This is a genomic window from Glutamicibacter halophytocola, from assembly GCF_001302565.1.
Taxonomy (GTDB): Bacteria; Actinomycetota; Actinomycetes; order Actinomycetales; family Micrococcaceae; genus Glutamicibacter; species Glutamicibacter halophytocola.
This window is the reverse complement of the sequence record NZ_CP012750.1, coordinates 2,876,890-2,889,432: the sequence shown is the minus strand read 5'-3', so window position 1 is coordinate 2,889,432 and position 12,543 is coordinate 2,876,890. Positions and strand designations below refer to the sequence as shown.

Here is a 12,543-nt window from a genome sequence, read left to right as displayed (position 1 = left end):
ACACCGTTACTGTGTCATGATTTATGTAAGAACGATTACGGAGTGTAAAAAATGCTGACGGTCAACGAGGTCCTGCAACTGCCGGTGGTCCAAGCCGCCGACCCCCGGATCCTCTGCGCCGACGGGCTGGACTCCGAACTGCGCTGGGTGCACGTGACCGAATCCAGCGAGAACACCGAGCTGCTCCTGGGGCGCGAACTGGTGCTCACCACCCTGCGCAACGTCAGCGACGTCCGGGGCTTCATCACCGCCCTGCGCGCCGCCGGCGCGGCCGCGGTCATCATCGAGGACACCACCGGCAGCGACATTTCCGCAGCGGACCTGGGCCTGCCGGTCATCGTGCTGCGCCGCCGCACCCGCTTCGTGGCGATCACCGAAGTCATCCACCAGCTGCTCGTGGCCCAGCAGCTCGAAGCCGTGCAATTCTCCCGCACCGTGCACGAAATCTACACCGGGCTTTCCCTGTCCGAGGCCGACGAGGCCGACATCGTCGCGCGCACCGCCGAGCTGCTGCGCGCCCCGGTGGTGCTCGAAGATGTCCGCCACCGGGTGCTTGCCCACGCCGACGCCCACCTGGAGGACTGGATCAACCGCTCCAAGTTCGTCGGCTACCTCCAGCACACCGGACGGGCGACCGGAGCGGAGAACTGGCTGCAAACCCCGGTGGGCGCGGCCCGCCGGCGCTGGGGCCGGCTGATCGTCCCGGCCCAATTGCAGGACGACGACCGGGCCGCCCTGGTCCTGGAACGCGCCGGCCAGGCCCTGACCATCGCCCGGCTTTCCGGACGCGACGAGCGCGAATTGCTCTACCAGACCCGCACCGCCACCTTGCACGAACTGGCCGCCGGGCACAGCTACAGCGAAAAGGAGCTGTCCATCCGCACCCAGGCCCTGGGCCTGGCCCCGGCCGCCTACTATGTCCCGGTGGTCATTTCCACCTCCGCCGCGGCCAGCGCCACCGAAACCCAGCTGGCCGACCGCGCCTTGCTCGAGGAGCTCGACCAGCTCGCCGATTCCATGCACCTGGGCATCCTCGCCGGCCTGCGCAAGCCCGGCTACCTCTCGATCCTGCTGCCGGTGCGCGCCCGCGAACTGATCGACTCCACCCTGCAGGGCTTCACCCGCCGGCTGGCCGAGCAGCGGGCCGAGCCGGTGGCCATCGGCGTGGGGCCCGAAGGCACCCTGGGCGCGGCGATTACCGGGCTGGAACAAGCCGCGCAGGTGGCGGAAATCGTGCCGCACCTGCCTACCCGCGCCCAGCCCTACTACCGCTTTGCCGACCTGCGCCTGCGCGGGGTGCTCTCGGCCATGGGCAGCGACCCCCGGATGCGCACCTTCGCCCACGCCGAGCTGGCCTCCTTGCTCAACCCCGTCGACGAACCTGCCCTGGACCTGCTCGAGCTCTACCTCGCGCACAGCGGAAACAAGTCCGCCCTGGCCAAGGCCGGCTACCTCTCGCGCCCCACGCTCTACTCCCGGCTGGCCAAGCTCGAAGCAAAGCTCGGCGTGGTGCTGGACTCCGCCGAATCCCGCGCCAGCCTGCAGGTCGCACTGCTCTGGTACCGCATGCACGGCTGAGCCCCGCCGGCCGGGGCTGTCCCCGCCGAAGTTCTCCACAGTTCGATCCCGGCGCAGCTCCGCCGCCCGCGCACCCGTGCACGCTGGGGGACATGAGCACAGCAACAACCCAGGCGCTGGCCGATCTGGCCACCGCGGCCCGGCTGATCACTTCAGCCACCGCTGCGCTCAGCGATCCCGGAATCGCTGCCGGCCACGCCGCCTGCTTCGGGATCCTGGCCGAGCAGCTGGGCGCAGCCCAATCCCGCGCGCAGATCCACGTCGCCCACGCCGTGCGGCGCAGCGGCGCCCACAAGCTCGACCAGCCCTCCCTGCAAGCCGTGGCCCAGGCCGGCGCCGATCCCAGCTTGTCCAACCTCGCCGCCGCCGAAGGCCAAACCACCGCCGGGCGCACCGCCTTCCGCTCGGCCCGTTCCTTCCTGCAGGACTGGTTGGATATTCCGCGCAGTGCCGCCCACGACCGGCTCATCCAAGCCGACTGCCTGATCGGCGGCGTGGACGAGGCCGGGCAGCCCCTCGCACCGTGGCTCGAAGAGCTGGCCGCGGACTTCGCCGAACCCGCCATCGATGCGCGCCTGGTGGCCGCCACCGCGCTGAAGCTGCACTCCACCCGCAAGGACCTGCCCGATGGCGCGGCCGGGGCCGAGCAAAAACAGCGCCTGCAGTCCGACGCCCGGGCGCTGATCCACAGCGAGCCCAAATCCGCGCGCAAGCACATCGCCGACATGGTCGCCCAGGTCAAAGCCGGCAAGCGCCCGCTCAAAGCGCTGCTGGACGAGGTCGGCCTCTTCCGCCGGGGCACCCGCCGCGGCTTGATCGAATACATCCTGCGCGTTCTGCCCTCCCAGGCCGCGGTGATCGAAGCGCACTTCGCCCGCACCGGCAACCCCGCCACGCAGGCCGGGGACCGCCAGGGATTGCAGGAAGCCGAAGCCGCATTCACCGGCGATCCGGGCGAGGGCTGGGACGATGAAGCCACCAAGCCCGACTGGGCCCGCGAAGGCAACACCGGCCCGCCCGGCCCGGATTCCGGCGCCGGCCCGGATTCCGAACCTGCACCGGATTCCGAACCTGCACTGGGCGCCAACGCGGAGCCCGACACCGAACCAGAAGTCGAAGCCAGGCCCGTTGAGCCCGCACCTGCATGGGAGGATCTGAAACCCGAACGGCGCCGGCTGATCGGCCTCATGGCGCTATTGCTCAAAGACCATCGAGCCAGTGAGGACCATCAAGCCAATGACGGGACAAGCGCCAGGCGTGCTGGCCTGGCCACCGCGCAAGTCAGCATTATTCTGGACTACGAGAAAATGCTCAGCGGAGCACCGCGCTATGCCGTGAGCTCCTCGGGGCTGGCGTTCTCGCCCGGTGAACTGCGCGCCGCCATGTGCAACGCCGGAATCTTTCCGGTCATCCTCAACGGCCAATCTCTGCCACTTGACCTGGGCCGAACCCAGCGCCTGTTCACCAAGGCGCAGGGCCGGGCGATCCGCGCCGCCTACCGCGGGTGCGCCTACCCGGGCTGCGCGATGCCCGTCGAACGCTGCGAACTGGACCATCTGGACGCTTGGGAGAACGGCGGATGCACCGACATCCATTCGGCGTCCCTGTGCTGCCCGGTTCATCACGTGGAACGGCACTGCGGGCTGTTCCACGCGGTGAAGATCCCCGGCTGCCGCCCCATGGTCCTGCTATCGCCGGATCTGGACCCGGAACAGCAATTGCGGATCAACACCTACTTCATGACTCCCGATGAGGCCTTGGCCGCCGAGGAGCTGGCGCAGCGCATGACCGCGCAATGGCGTGCAGGCCAGCTCGAAATGGAAATCGTCGACCCCTGAGGACACGGGCTAGAGTGCGCGCAGGTGCCCGCGATGGATCTCGCCGGGCTCTTGCTCGTTCTGGCCAGCCAGCACGACAAAGGCCTGCCCGAACGTCAGCTCGTGGATGTGCTGTTCGCGCAGTCCCAGCTCGCGGGCGATCACCGAGGTGCTGGCTCGATGCTCCAGCTGCAGCGAAGGGAAGACGATCGAGAAGACGCGGGAGGTCACTGGCTGCACCGGTGCCGGCGCTTCGAGCGCGATCTCCTGGGATAGCCAGCAGTAGGCCTTTTCGCCGAGCAACCCGCTGGCCCGGCTATGGGCCAGGATCACCGTGGCCGGCACGCCGAAATGTGCTTCGAGGGTCAGCAGCTGCGGGATCTGCAGGGAATCGGAAATCCGCATTTGCAGGGACAAGGCCGGCAGCAGGAGCTGAGCGGCGAACTGATCGGCTTCCAATTCCGCAGCCGCTACCTGTTCGCTGCCTGCGCCCAAGGACGAATGCAGCAGCAGGTGCCCCAGTTCGTGGGCGAGGGCAAAACGCCTGGCCTTCGCGGACCCGGAGGCCAGGAAGATGTAGGCCTGGGAGTCCTCCCAGAAGCTGAAGGTCTTCACCGCTTCGAGTTCCGGGGGCAGGCTCAGCACCCTGACCCCGTGGGATTCGAGCAGGTGCAGCACATCGGGCAGCGCGCCGCAGCCAAGCTGCCAGTCCAGGCGCAGTTGCACGGCCGCATCGGCCGGCGAATATCCGGTCAGGTCCGGGACTTCGGTGGCTGGCAGGGCGAAATTCTGGGTGATCAGGCGATAGAGCTCCACGCCGGTTCGGCCGGCGGCGGCAGCGGCCCGCTTCTGCGCGGTGCTGGTTCGCCGGGGGCTGCGGAAGAAGATGCGTTCGGTATCGATGCCGCTGGCGGCAGGCAGGTGGAAGAAGCGCGGGGTGCATCCGAGCGCGGCGGCCAATTCATCGCCCAGCCGCTCCGGTGCCTGGGCCAGCTCCTGCTCGCAGATGCCCAGTGACGCGGCCAGGGCAGACCGGCTCAAAGCTGCACGTTCGCGTGCGAGCCTGATTCTGGTCGGTTCCAAAGTCATGAGCTTCCTGCCATCTTCCAAAGGCGATCTTCATCGTCCTAGACCACAGACTAGTGGCCTATGACACAAAGCACCAATTGAGCGGCAAAGCGTGAAGACTTGGTGCTTCATATGACGCTGACATGCAGATTTATGGCCCACAGGTTGCACCTGCGGGCCATAAAACACTAGATCTTGTTGGCGGCTTCCTTCAGCACCGTGCGAAGGATGGATTCGATCTGGTCGAATTCCGGCTGCCCGATGGTGATCGGCGGCGCCAGCTGGATGACCGGGTCCCCGCGATCGTCGGCTCGGCAATATAGTCCGGCCTCCCACAGGGCGGGGGAGAGGTATTGGCGCAGCAGCCGCTCGGACTCTTCGTCGCTGAAGGTTTCCTTGGTGGCTTTGTCCTTGACCAGCTCGATCCCGTAGAAGTAGCCGGCCCCGCGCACGTCGCCCACAATGTCCAGATCCTTGAGCTTGGACAGCGTGGATTTGAAGGCGTCGGCGTTGTTCTTGACGTTCTCGTTGAGCCCTTCGCGCTCGAAGATATCCAGGTTCGCCATCGCCACCGCGGCCGCCACCGGGTGCCCGCCGAAGGTATAGCCGTGGTAGAAAGTGGTGTCGCCCTTGGTGAAGGGCTCGAAGAGCTTGTCGGAAACGACCATCACGCCCAGCGGGACGTAGCCGCTGGTCAGGGCCTTGGCCGAGGTGATGATGTCGGGCACGTAGCCGAAGTCGTTGCAGGCGAACATCGAGCCGATGCGCCCGAAGGCGCAGATGGTTTCGTCGGAAACCAGCAGCACGTCGTATTCGTCGCAGATTTCGCGGACCCGGTCGAAGTAGCCCGGCGGCGGCGGGAAGCAGCCGCCGGAGTTCTGCACCGGCTCCAGGAAGACGGCGGCCACGGTATCCGGGCCCTCGAATTCGATGGCCTCGCGGATGCGCTCGGCGGCCCACAGCCCGAAGTCCTTCTCGTTCTCCGCATACATTTCCGGTGCGCGGTAGAAGTTGGTGTTCGGCACGCGGAAGGTGCCAGGCACCAGCGGCTCGAAGGGGGTCTTCATATCGGGCAGCGAGGTGATGGCCAAGGCGCCCTGCGGGGTGCCGTGGTAAGCCAGCGCCCGGGAGATGACCTTGGTCTTGCCGGGCTTGCCCTTCATCTTGAAGTGCTGCTTGGCCAGCTTGAAGGCCGATTCCACCGCTTCGCCTCCACCGGTGGTGAAGAAGACGCGGTTCAGGTCGCCCGGCGCGTAGCTGGCCAGGCGCTCCGCCAGGTCAATTGCTGGTTCATGGGCGTAGGACCACAGCGGCATGAAGGCCAGCTTCTCTGCCTGCTTCGCCATCGCTTCGGCCAGCTCGGCGCGTCCGTGGCCGGCGTTGACCACAAACAGCCCGGCCAGTCCGTCGAAGTACTCGCGTCCGGAATCGTCGTAGATCTTGTGCCCCTCGCCGCGCGCAATGATCGGAACCTGCGCGCCTTGCGAGATCCCGGAATGCCGGGCCATGTGCATCCAAAGGTGATCGCGAGCGGCCTGCTGTCGATCGGTACCACGTGGTGTGTTCATCGTGTTCCCCAGTTGTATTCCTGTTTTTTCAGTGAAAGGTAGGTGAAGGTATTGGTGCTGACCACGCCTTGGATTCCGCGGATGGTTCCGATCACCCGAAGCAGGTCCTCGTCGTTCGAGCAGATGACCTCGGCAAGGATGTCGGAACTTCCGGTGGTGACTACGCAGTAGTCCACCTCGGGAAGCTCGGCAATGCGGTCGGCGGTGCCGCTGATGTCATCGTTGGCAACGACGCCGATCATCGCCTGGCGGGTGAATCCCAGCTCCAATGGGTTGGTGACTGCGACGATTTGCATAACGCGACTCTCGACCAGCTTCTGCACGCGTTGGCGCACTGCGGCTTCGCTCAAGCCGACTGCTTTGCCGATGGCGGCATAGGAACGGCGCCCGTCTTCCTGCAGCTGCTCGATGATTTCCTTGGAAATTTCATCGATGGCCTGTGCTGAGTGCGAGGGTAACGTCATATCGACCTCCTTGGGTCATTGGGCTTGGAACCGACCCTACATCCACTGATTCAGTTGCGAAAGGGTTATTTTTGTAAGTTTCTCGTTTCAGATTCGTTAAATATCTGAGGAATCTTTTGTTTAGGTCTTGTTTGGCTTTTGCATAGCTGACAGGATAAACGTCATCACATTCAGTATGTGCCAGATCACATTTCGCAGATGTTAGGACGGATGCCATGTCGCACTCGCAACGACGACTACCGCAAGATCCACAAATTCGCGCGCTGGTCCAAGCCATGGGCCAGCGAAGCTTCTCCCGCCGGTCTGTGCTGTCCACCGCCGGGGCGCTGGGCTTGACCGGATTGCTGGCAGCCTGCGGCACCGGCGGCTCCAGCGGAACGAAATCCGAGGTGTCGGTGACTGATATTTCCGAGTCCGATCCCTCCGTGAACTGGGCCAACTGGACCTTGTACCTGGATTATGACGACAAGAAGAAGACCTACCCGACCCTCGACGCCTTCACCAAGAAGACAGGCATCAAGGTCAACTACGCCGAAGACATCGATGGCAACGACTCCTACTACGGCAAGGTGCAGGGCCAGCTGAAGTCCGGCCAGGACATCGGCCAGGACATCATCACGCTCACCGACTGGATGGCCGGGCGCCTGATCCGCCAGGGCTACACCCAGGAACTGAACCTCGACAACATCCCGAACTCGGCGAATCTGCTGCCAACCTTGCAGAATGTCGACTTCGATCCAGGCCGCAAGCACTCGCTGACCTGGCAAACCGGCTATGCGGGCATCGCTTGGAACAAGAAGGCGTTCCCGAAGGGCCTGAAGAGCGTGGAAGACCTCTGGGATCCAGCGCTGAAAGGCCGTGTGACGGTGCTCGACGAGATGCGCGACACCATGGGCCTGCTGATGCTGCAAAACGGCGTGGACATCGCGGGCCAGTGGGGCGAGACCGAATTCGGCGCTGCCGCCGACGTGCTGCGCCAGAACATCGACAACGGCCAGATCCGCCAGGTCAAGGGCAACTCCTATAAGCAGGACTTCATCTCCGGGGACGCGATCGCCGGCATCGTCTGGTCCGGGGACCTGGTCCAGATGAACTTCGAGAACGATGACCAGTGGGAGTTCGTGATTCCGGAGGCCGGCGGCACCCTGTGGAGCGACAACCTGATGGTTCCGGTCGCGTCGCCGCGCAAGGCCAACGCCGAAAAGCTCATGGACTTCTACTACGATCCTGCGGTGGCCGCCGAGGTCGCCGCCTACGTGAACTACATCTGCCCGGTGCTCGGCGCCAAAGAAGAGATGGAGAAAATCGATCCGGAACTGGTGGGGAACCCGCTGATCTTCCCGACCGACGAGGATCTGGCCAATGCCCACGTCTTCCGCTCGCTGGACGGCGAGGAAGAGTCCACGCTGGGCTCGCAATTCCAAGAAGCCATCGGCGCCTGAGCCAGGCTTGGCCCAGAGCAATTGACCAGGAAGTGATAGGGGTATGACTACATTGGCAGAACGAACCGAAAGCACCGAGACCTCGGCGGGGGCCGATCTGAACCTGTCGGGCATTTCGAAGCGCTTCGCCAGCTTCACCGCCGTCGAGGAATTGGATCTGCTGGTTCCCTCCGGAACATTCTTTGCGCTGCTCGGCCCCTCGGGCTGCGGCAAATCCACCACCCTGCGCATGATCGCCGGGCTCGAAGCGCCCAGCGAAGGCAGCATTTCGATCGGCGGGCAGGATGTGACTGCGCTGCCCAGCCACCGGCGCCCGGTGAATACGGTCTTCCAGTCCTACGCGCTCTTCCCGCACATGTCGGTGCTGGAAAATGTGGCCTTTGGCCTGAAGCGCAAAAAGGACCCGCAGGCGATGCAGAAGGCCAAGGCCGGGCTGGAGCTGGTGGAGCTCTCGCACCTGGCCAACCGCAAGCCGGCCCAGCTCTCCGGCGGCCAGCAGCAGCGTGTGGCTCTGGCCCGCGCACTGGTCAACCGCCCGCAGGTGCTGCTGCTGGACGAGCCGCTGGGCGCGCTGGATATGAAGCTGCGCCGGCAAATGCAGCTGGAGCTGAAGAAGATCCAGACCGAGGTGGGTTTGACCTTCATCCACGTCACCCACGACCAGGAGGAGGCCATGACCATGGCCGACGTGGTCGCGGTGATGAACGGCGGGCGGATCGAGCAGATGGGCGCCCCGCGCGACCTCTATGAACTGCCGCGCACCGCCTTTGTGGCCAACTTCCTGGGCAAATCGAACCTGATGCGGGGCATGGTCACCGGCCAGGAGAACGGCATGCTCAGCGTGGATGTTTCCGGGCGCACGATCCTGCTTCCGGCTCAGCGGGCGGTGCAAACTGCCGGCGAGGTGGTGATCGGGGTCCGCCCTGAGAAGATCACCATCGACCGGGTGGCGGTGGCCGGGGACAACCAGCTTTCTGGCACCGTGATCGACGTGTCCTTCACCGGGACCACGACCGAGTACCTGGTCGAGGTGGAGCAGATCGGCCTGATCGGCACCTTCTCGCAGAACCGCGGACAGCAGCCGGCCCAGGAAGGGGATACCGTGTTCCTGGCCTGGGACGCCGAGCACTCCTTCGGGCTGGCCGGGGACGAAAGCGTGAATGCCGGAGTCGAATCATGAGCGTCGATCTGCGCAGCAAGGACGAGGTGCGAGCGGAAAAGCGCAAGAACCGCACCGGAATCTACCTGGTTTCCCCCGGATTGCTGGTGCTGGCGCTGTTCTTCGCCCTGCCCGTGGTCATCCTGCTGGCCATGAGCTTGTACGTGAAGCCGCCGGGAGCGGAGATCGGCGAATTTGTTCCCGGTTTCGAGCTGGGCAATTACGCCACGGTGCTCTCGGCCTACTGGCCAGAACTGCTGCGCTCCTTCTGGTTTGCGCTGATCGCCACGGTGCTGGCGCTGCTGATCGGCTTCCCGATGGCGTACCTGGTGGCCGTGCGGCTGCGTGAGCGCACGCTATTGCAGGGCATCCTGCTGGTGCTGCTGATCGCCCCGTTCTTCTCCAGCTTCATCCTGCGCACCCAGGCCTGGAAGCAGATCCTGGCCGATGAAGGATTTGTCGCCCAGTCGCTGAAGTTCATCGCGATCCTGCCAGCTGACGGGCACCTGACCGCCACGCCCATCGCGGTGGTGGCCGGCCTGACCTATAACTTCCTGCCCTTCATGGTGCTGCCGATCTACGCGAACCTCGGCCGGCTTGATACCCGCCTGCTCGAAGCGTCCGGGGACCTGTATGCCAGCCCGATCAGCTCCTTCGCCAAGGTCACGCTCCCGATGAGCGCGCCGGGCATTTTTGCCGGCACGCTGCTGACCTTCATCCCGGCGGCCGGCGACTACGTGAACTCGGCGCTGCTGGGCAACAACCGCGATACGACGATGATCGGGCAGGTGATCGATTCGCGATTCTTCAAGGTCATCGACTACCCCGGCGCCTCGGCGCTGAGCTTCGTCTTGATGATTTCGATCCTGATCCTGGTCACGATCTATATCCGCCGCTTTGGCACCGAGGAGTTGATGTAGCGTGAAGCAGAAAATTGGACGCTGGCTGATCCCCGTGATCGGCGGTGCGGCATTCATCTACCTGCTGGTGCCGATCGCCTACATATTTGTCTTCTCCTTTAATGATGGCGGCCGGGCCAACCTTCAATGGCAGGGGTTCACCCTCGATAACTGGCTCAACCCCTGCGGGGCGCCTGCGGTCTGCGAGTCGCTGGCGCATTCGCTGCAGATCGGCAGCGTTGCCACGGTGATTGCCACCGCCTTGGGCACGGGGATCGCCATCGGCCTGGTGCGCTACAAGTTCCGCTTCCGCAAGCTCACCGATGTGCTGATCATTTTGCCGCTGGCCACCCCCGAGGTGGTGCTCGGCGCCTCGCTGCTGGCGCAGTTCCTGAATCTGGGATGGGAATTGGGCTTCACCACCATCGTGATTTCCCACGTGGTCTTCTGCCTGTCCTTCGTGATCGTGACGGTGCGGGCCAGGGTCTCCTCGCTGGATTCGCGGCTGGAAGAGGCGGCGGCCGATCTTTATGCCTCCCCGCGGGCGGCGTTCTGGAAGGTCACCTTCCCGCTGCTGCTTCCCGGGATTGTGGCGGCCGCGCTCTTGTCCTTCGCGATGAGTTTCGACGACTTCATCATCACCAACTTCAACTCCGGCTCCTTCCAGACCTTCCCGAAGTTCATCTACGTTTCGGCCACCCGCGGCATCCCGCCGCAGGCCAACGTGATTGGTTCGGCGATGTTCATAGTTGCCTTGCTGGTAGTGGTCATCGGACAGGTGATCAGCTACCGGAAGAAGAAGCAGCTGGAAAATTCCTGAGCTGGACAGGGCCTGCACGCGAGTGCGGGCCCTGTCTTTGCGTGCGCTATTGCAGGCTTTCGGCGGATACCTAGCTTTAGAATGTAGTCTCTACGAGATTGGTACCTCGACGCCCTGTTCCGGCAGGCCTTGAACGATTGGAAACTTCATGAGCGATAAGCCTGTGTGGCTCACGCAGTCCGAACGCGACGCCTGGCTGGGATTGCAAACCGTCATGACCCTGCTCCCGGCCACCTTGGATTCCGATCTGCAAGGCCTGGAAGGCATCACGCTCTTCGACTACCACATGCTGGCAATGCTCTCCGAGGCCGAGGACCGGAAATTGTCGATGACCGCCTTGGCATCGCATACCAGCGCGTCGCTCTCGCGCCTGTCGCATGTGGTGAAGAAGCTGGAAAGCCGGGGATGGGTGGTTCGCGAGCAATCCGATGAAGATGCCCGTGTGAAAATCGCCTCATTAACGGATGCCGGGTGGGACGCAGTGGTGAATATGGCGCCTCATCATGTGGGCTCGGTTCGGGCCCTCTTGTTCGATCCCCTTGATGACAAGGACGTTAAGAACCTGAACGCGATTATGCGCAAGGTGACTGCCTCGCTGGACCAGGATCATTGGATCCTGAAGCCGGGCGCCACCGATTTGGAACACTGAAGATTTCTCGATAAGCTAATCAGGCGTTAATCGCGTGTGTTGTTATGCCGTCTAGCGGTGGAACAACGACGCGTTGCCCGTAATACCGAATATCGTGACCACCTGAGTACGGGGACATTGCTCGACCGGTTGCGAAGTTCACCGACTTACATACTTTAAGGCTCTTCGGTTGGTTCTCACCCAGCCTGGTTACCTTCCTAGTGTGCAGTATTAACGGTGTTTCACTGGTTGGCGGGACTCATAACGCACTAAGCGGTGCCGATATTTGCTTATGGGCACTGTGCGCGAGTACCGCCGAATTTTACTACTAACTAACTGAGGAGTGATCATGGCAGCTGTTTGCCAGGTAACCGGTACTACTCCGGCCTTCGGACATAGCATCTCCCACTCGCACCGTCGCAACAAGCGTCGTTTCGATCCGAATATCCAGAAGAAGACCTACTACGTGCCTTCGCTGCGCCGCAAGGTGACCCTGACCCTCTCGGTCAAGGGCATCAAGCTCATCGATGCTCGTGGAATCGACGCTGTTGTTGGCGACCTGATTGCGAAGGGTGTGAAGCTCTAAGATGGCAAAGAAGGATAAGGACGTACGTCCGATCATCAAGCTGAAGTCCACCGCTGGTACCGGTTTCACTTACGTAACCCGTAAGAACCGTCGTAACGACCCAGACCGCATGGTTCTGAAGAAGTACGATCCAGTAGTCCGCAAGCACGTCGAATTCCGAGAGGAGCGCTAAGACATGGCCAAGAAGTCCAAGATCGCAAAGAACGAACAGCGCAAGGTCATTGTCGAGCGTTACGCTGAGAAGCGCCTCGAGCTGAAGAAGACCCTTGTAGATCCAAACGCAACTGACGAGGCTCGTGAAGCAGCCCGCGTAGGCCTGCAGAAGCTGCCACGCGACGCTTCCCCGATCCGCGTTCGCAACCGCGACTCGATCGACGGCCGCCCACGCGGTACCTTCCAGAAGTTCGGTATCTCCCGTGTTCGCTTCCGCGACATGGCACACCGTGGTGAGCTTCCGGGCATCACCAAGTCTTCCTGGTAAGACCTGCAAGCCATTTGGCTTAGCAAAAGCCGC

General features: G+C 63.4%; 13 protein-coding genes. 10 read left to right on the top strand and 3 right to left on the bottom strand.

Annotated features, from left to right (window positions below; genetic code table 11):
- Positions 1–51: 51 nt before the first annotated feature.
- Both AOZ07_RS13395 and AOZ07_RS13390 read left to right on the top strand, forming a co-directional pair.
- A complete protein-coding gene (locus tag AOZ07_RS13395) occupies positions 52–1,578 on the top strand; it encodes a PucR family transcriptional regulator (protein ID WP_060702434.1) in 1,527 nt (508 codons plus the stop codon).
- 92 nt (positions 1,579–1,670) lie between these two features.
- Positions 1,671–3,416, top strand: coding sequence for an HNH endonuclease (locus AOZ07_RS13390; RefSeq protein WP_060702433.1), 1,746 nt, complete (start codon positions 1,671–1,673; stop codon positions 3,414–3,416).
- A gap of 9 nt (positions 3,417–3,425) precedes the next feature.
- Here the strand turns inward: AOZ07_RS13390 and AOZ07_RS13385 are convergent, their stop codons facing one another.
- The 3 genes from AOZ07_RS13385 to AOZ07_RS13375 form a co-directional block, all read right to left on the bottom strand.
- Positions 3,426–4,484: an ImmA/IrrE family metallo-endopeptidase gene (locus AOZ07_RS13385; protein ID WP_060702432.1), complete on the bottom strand. Its 1,059-nt coding sequence runs from the start codon at positions 4,482–4,484 to the stop codon at positions 3,426–3,428.
- Between the two features lie 167 nt (positions 4,485–4,651).
- On the bottom strand, positions 4,652–6,031 hold the full coding sequence (locus tag AOZ07_RS13380) for an aspartate aminotransferase family protein (protein ID WP_060702431.1): 1,380 nt from the start codon (positions 6,029–6,031) through the stop codon (positions 4,652–4,654).
- A complete protein-coding gene (locus tag AOZ07_RS13375; RefSeq protein WP_060702430.1) occupies positions 6,028–6,495 on the bottom strand; it encodes an Lrp/AsnC family transcriptional regulator in 468 nt (155 codons plus the stop codon). Before AOZ07_RS13375 ends, AOZ07_RS13380 begins: the two co-directional genes overlap by 4 nt.
- A gap of 215 nt (positions 6,496–6,710) precedes the next feature.
- On the opposite strand from AOZ07_RS13375, the gene AOZ07_RS13370 reads away from it, so the two are divergent.
- The 8 genes from AOZ07_RS13370 (at position 6,711) to rpsN (ending at position 12,510) form a co-directional block, all read left to right on the top strand.
- Positions 6,711–7,937: an ABC transporter substrate-binding protein gene (locus tag AOZ07_RS13370; protein ID WP_060702429.1), complete on the top strand. Its 1,227-nt coding sequence runs from the start codon at positions 6,711–6,713 to the stop codon at positions 7,935–7,937.
- A 43-nt stretch (positions 7,938–7,980) separates the two neighbouring features.
- Positions 7,981–9,117 carry an ABC transporter ATP-binding protein gene (locus AOZ07_RS13365; RefSeq protein WP_060702428.1) on the top strand — a complete coding sequence of 379 codons (1,137 nt, stop codon included), beginning with the start codon at positions 7,981–7,983 and terminating at the stop codon, positions 9,115–9,117.
- A complete protein-coding gene (locus AOZ07_RS13360; RefSeq protein WP_060702427.1) occupies positions 9,114–10,016 on the top strand; it encodes an ABC transporter permease in 903 nt (300 codons plus the stop codon). Before AOZ07_RS13365 ends, AOZ07_RS13360 begins: the two co-directional genes overlap by 4 nt.
- 1 nt (position 10,017) lies before the next feature.
- On the top strand, positions 10,018–10,815 hold the full coding sequence (locus tag AOZ07_RS13355; protein ID WP_060702426.1) for an ABC transporter permease: 798 nt from the start codon (positions 10,018–10,020) through the stop codon (positions 10,813–10,815).
- 148 nt (positions 10,816–10,963) lie between these two features.
- A complete protein-coding gene (locus tag AOZ07_RS13350; protein ID WP_060702425.1) occupies positions 10,964–11,464 on the top strand; it encodes a MarR family winged helix-turn-helix transcriptional regulator in 501 nt (166 codons plus the stop codon).
- A gap of 328 nt (positions 11,465–11,792) precedes the next feature.
- Positions 11,793–12,029, top strand: a complete 237-nt coding sequence (rpmB, locus tag AOZ07_RS13345; protein WP_060702424.1) for a 50S ribosomal protein L28 — start codon at positions 11,793–11,795, stop codon at positions 12,027–12,029.
- 1 nt (position 12,030) lies between these two features.
- On the top strand, positions 12,031–12,201 hold the full coding sequence (gene rpmG, locus AOZ07_RS13340; protein WP_022874359.1) for a 50S ribosomal protein L33: 171 nt from the start codon (positions 12,031–12,033) through the stop codon (positions 12,199–12,201).
- Between the two features lie 3 nt (positions 12,202–12,204).
- The gene (gene rpsN / locus AOZ07_RS13335) at positions 12,205–12,510 is read left to right on the top strand and encodes a 30S ribosomal protein S14 (protein ID WP_060702423.1); all 306 of its coding nucleotides are present in this window, start codon (positions 12,205–12,207) and stop codon (positions 12,508–12,510) included.
- Positions 12,511–12,543 lie beyond the last annotated feature (33 nt).

Coding starts and splice junctions, on each gene's coding strand:
- AOZ07_RS13385 (WP_060702432.1), bottom strand. CDS start 4,484: ATGACTTTGGAACCGACCAGAATCAGGCTCGCACGCGAACGTGCAGCT.
- AOZ07_RS13370 (WP_060702429.1), top strand. CDS start 6,711: ATGTCGCACTCGCAACGACGACTACCGCAAGATCCACAAATTCGCGCG.
- rpmB (WP_060702424.1), top strand. CDS start 11,793: ATGGCAGCTGTTTGCCAGGTAACCGGTACTACTCCGGCCTTCGGACAT.
- rpmG (WP_022874359.1), top strand. CDS start 12,031: ATGGCAAAGAAGGATAAGGACGTACGTCCGATCATCAAGCTGAAGTCC.
- AOZ07_RS13390 (WP_060702433.1), top strand. CDS start 1,671: ATGAGCACAGCAACAACCCAGGCGCTGGCCGATCTGGCCACCGCGGCC.
- AOZ07_RS13375 (WP_060702430.1), bottom strand. CDS start 6,495: ATGACGTTACCCTCGCACTCAGCACAGGCCATCGATGAAATTTCCAAG.
- AOZ07_RS13350 (WP_060702425.1), top strand. CDS start 10,964: ATGAGCGATAAGCCTGTGTGGCTCACGCAGTCCGAACGCGACGCCTGG.
- rpsN (WP_060702423.1), top strand. CDS start 12,205: ATGGCCAAGAAGTCCAAGATCGCAAAGAACGAACAGCGCAAGGTCATT.
- AOZ07_RS13380 (WP_060702431.1), bottom strand. CDS start 6,031: ATGAACACACCACGTGGTACCGATCGACAGCAGGCCGCTCGCGATCAC.
- AOZ07_RS13365 (WP_060702428.1), top strand. CDS start 7,981: ATGACTACATTGGCAGAACGAACCGAAAGCACCGAGACCTCGGCGGGG.
- AOZ07_RS13360 (WP_060702427.1), top strand. CDS start 9,114: ATGAGCGTCGATCTGCGCAGCAAGGACGAGGTGCGAGCGGAAAAGCGC.
- AOZ07_RS13395 (WP_060702434.1), top strand. CDS start 52: ATGCTGACGGTCAACGAGGTCCTGCAACTGCCGGTGGTCCAAGCCGCC.